Raw genomic sequence first — 3,513 nt, forward strand, 5'->3', positions numbered from 1 at the left:
CGGCGATCTCGCCGATCAGATCACGCCGGGGCCCTCGGTGCACCGTGTTGCGCCCGTTCGTACCCGGCGCATCCCAGAGGGCGATGCCGTCGTGGTGCTTGGTCGTCGGGACGACGAAGCCGGCGCCGCATCGGCGGAAGAGTGCGGCCATGTCGGCGGGATCGAAGGCGTCCGCCGACCAGGCGTCCAGGAAGTCGTCGTACGGTGCGCCGCCGTAGACCTCACGATGGTGCTGTTGCGATGGGGACCCGTCGATCCTGATCGTGTTGTAGTACCACTCGGCGTACGGGTTGTGGGCAAACCAGTAGCTCTTCTCGATCGTGCCGAGCTCGCCGATCGGTTCCGCCCATGCCGGCACCGAGTAGGCGCCCCAATGTATGAAGATGCCGAGGCCGGCCTCGGCGAACCATTGTGGTGTCGGCCGGTCGAAGCGCTGATAGAGCTCCGGCCGGTCCGCGTCGGCGGCGAATCTGGCCATTGTTCCTCCAAATGCGACGTCAAATGCGACGTCAATGCGACGGGTGACGCTGCGGGTCGGCGGAGACCACGGGCGCCGGCGTGGGTTGCTCGTCGCCGGCCCACACCGCACCCGAGGGGAAGGCGTAGTTCTGCAGGGTTTGCGCCCGCATCTGCGCGGAGAAACCGGGATCCAGCGGGGCGCAGTACCGGCCGTCCGCCACCACAACCGGACTCACGAAGTGTTCGTGCAGGTGGTCGACATACTCGATGGCCCGGTCGCCGGCGGTTCCCGAGACCGCGACGAAATCGAACATCGCCAGGTGCTGCACCAGCTCGCACAGCCCCACGCCACCGGCATGCGGACACACCGGTACGCCGAAGGCGGCGGCCAGCAGCAGAATCGCGACGTTCTCGTTGACGCCACCCACCCGGGCGGCATCGATCTGCACGACGTCGAGGGAGCCGGCCTGCAGCATCTGCTTGAAGACGACGCGATTCTGGACGTGCTCACCGGTCGCGATCCGGATCGGCGACACCTCGCGCCGGATCGTGGCGTGACCCAGGATCTCGTCGGGGCTGGTCGGTTCCTCGACCCACCACGGATCCCAGGGTGCCAGCGCGGTGATCCAGCTGATCGCTTCACCGACGTCCCACCGCTGGTTGGCGTCGATCGCGATGCGGATGTCCGGGCCGACCGCTTCCCTGGCCAGACGCATCCTGTGGATGTCGGCGGTGAGGTCGCCGCCCACCTTGAGCTTGATCTGACCGAAGCCCTGGGCCACGGCCTCCTCGGCCAGCCGGACCATCTTCTCGTCGGTGTAGCCGAGCCATCCCGGTGTGGTCGTGTAGGCGGGATAGCCGTGTCGCACCAGTTCCTCGCGCCGCGCCGCTCGTCCCGGCTCAGCCCGGCGGAGGATGTCGAGGGCCTGTTCGCGGGTCAGGGCATCGGTCAGGTACCGGAAGTCCACGAGGTCGACGATCTCCTCCGCTGTCATGCGCGACAGCAGGTCCCAGAGCGGCAGCCCGGCGCGTTTGGCCCGCAGATCCCACAACGCGTTGACCACCGCGCCGATGGCCATGTGCATGACGCCCTTCTCCGGGCCGAGCCAGCGCAGCTGGCTGTCGTCCACGAAGGACCGTGCGGTCGCGCCCATGTCGGCGAGAGTCGTGTCGACGTCGAGACCCAGGACGTGACCCGCCAGTGCACTGATCGCCGCGACCTGCACGTCGTTGCCGCGGCCGATGGTGAACGCGAACCCGTGGCCCTCCAGACCGTCTCCGTCATCGGTGCCGATGACCAGGTACGCCGCCGAGTAGTCCGGGTCCGGATTCATCGCATCCGAACCGTCCAGAGTGTGCGAGGTCGGGAAGCGGACGTCGTGGGTGCGGAAGGAAACGAAGCGACTCACTGTGCGGCTCCCAGCGTCCGTCGTTGGTGTGCGAGTCCGTGGACCGGTCGCAGGGCTGCTCTGCGGACTTGAGCAGAACGATCCTCAGACGTCATATGTCTGTCAAGACTCGCCGATGAGATTATTGGATTGAGAGACTCCGATGGGCCGAGCGTGTCAAGCCTCTAAACGAAAAAGTTGTTACAGGTTGATTAAGATGCGTTGACAGCTTTCCTCGACCTCTGCCAGGGTGAGCCACAGACGTCCGATGTCTGAGTGACGTCGGCGCGGCGGCCATCTCGTGGACTGAAGCCGTGCCGGCTCCCGGCGAGGTCGCCACGAGTGCACGTGCCGCACCGTCCTGCCCCCACTCACTTCGCTTCCTGCCCACCCGACCACGATCGGACCGGGCGACCGACCCCTCCGGAAGGAGCGGCATGCGAATATCTCGTCTCACCTCACTCGTCGCGATCGCGCTGGCCACGACCCTCGCCGCCGGCTGTAGCGGTGGTGATTCCGAGTCGTCGGGATCCGACGGCAAGAACGTCACCCTGACCTGGTTCATGTGGTCCGGCTCCGACGTCGAGAAGAACGCCTGGCTGCACGTCGCCGACATGGTGACGCAGAAGTACCCGGACATCAAGATCAAGTTTGAGACGTCGCCGTTCAACGACTTCTGGACCAAGCTCACCACCCAGGCCGCCAGTGGCAACACACCGTGCGTGATCGGCCTGCAGGGTCAGCGCGCTCCGCAGTTCGGCAACCTTCTGGTGCCCCTCGACGACTACATGAGCAAGGCCGGCATCAAGGGGTCCGACTACGTACCGAGCATCACCAAGGGCCTGCAGTTCGACGGCAAACAGGTTGCCCTGCCGTACGACGTCGGCCCGTTCGTCGTGTTCTACAACAAGGACGCCTTCAAGGCGGCAAAGCTCAAGGAGCCGGCGATCGGCTGGACCACCGACGACTTCATGAACGCGGCGAGGACGCTCACCAAGGCGCCGAAGTACGGGTTCTGGGCCCAGAGCGACATCGGCGCCTTGCTGCCCTGGGTGCTGAGCGCATCCGGGAAGTCCGCCCTCAACGCGGACGGGAAGCTCGACGTCGACAACGCCGAGTGGCGTGCGGCCGCGCAGTGGTACACCGATCTGGTCAGCAAGGAGAAGGTGGCCGCGCCGATCCCGAGCGCCAACTCCTCGTCCGCGGCCGCCAACCAGTTCCTGTCCGGCAACGCCTACATGGCGCTCGACGGACCGTGGAGCCTGATCAACGCCCGCGAACAGGCGAAGTTCGAGGTCGGGATCGCCCCGATGCCGGCCGGCCCGAGCGGTTCCAAGACGTGGTCCGACGGGTCCGGGTTCGGCGTCACGAAGGACTGCGAGCACAAGGACCAGGCGTTCAAAGCGGTCAGCGTGATGGTCGGCACGGACGCCGAGAACTACCTGGGCGACCTCGGTCGCGCCTATCCCGCCCTCATCTCCACCCAGAACTCCTGGTACGAGGGCAACAAGACGCAGGACGTCAAGCCGGTCATGGACTTCTCGCTGACCAACTCCATCCCGTACACCACGATTCCCACGTGGCAGCAGGTCGTGACGACGTACTCCAAGCAGGCGGTCGCCACGTACAACGGCCAGGGAACGGTCCAGGAGCTGCTCGGTCAGAC

3 protein-coding genes are annotated in these 3,513 nt (G+C 66.0%); 1 reads left to right on the plus strand and 2 read right to left on the minus strand.

Annotated features, from left to right (window positions below; translation table 11 throughout):
• On the minus strand, positions 1–478 hold a 478-nt coding region (locus AB0M20_RS32800), incomplete at its 3' end, for an alpha-L-fucosidase (RefSeq protein ID WP_364304214.1).
• A gap of 31 nt (positions 479–509) precedes the next feature.
• Positions 510–1,868 carry an enolase C-terminal domain-like protein gene (locus AB0M20_RS32805; protein ID WP_364304215.1) on the minus strand — a complete coding sequence of 453 codons (1,359 nt, stop codon included), beginning with the start codon at positions 1,866–1,868 and terminating at the stop codon, positions 510–512.
• Between the two features lie 416 nt (positions 1,869–2,284).
• Between AB0M20_RS32805 and AB0M20_RS32810 the strand changes: the two genes are divergently transcribed.
• The coding region (locus tag AB0M20_RS32810) for a sugar ABC transporter substrate-binding protein (RefSeq protein ID WP_364304217.1) at positions 2,285–3,513 on the plus strand (1,229 nt) is incomplete at its 3' end.

This window comes from Actinoplanes sp. NPDC051633 (assembly GCF_040681735.1).
Classification (GTDB): domain Bacteria; phylum Actinomycetota; class Actinomycetes; order Mycobacteriales; family Micromonosporaceae; genus Actinoplanes.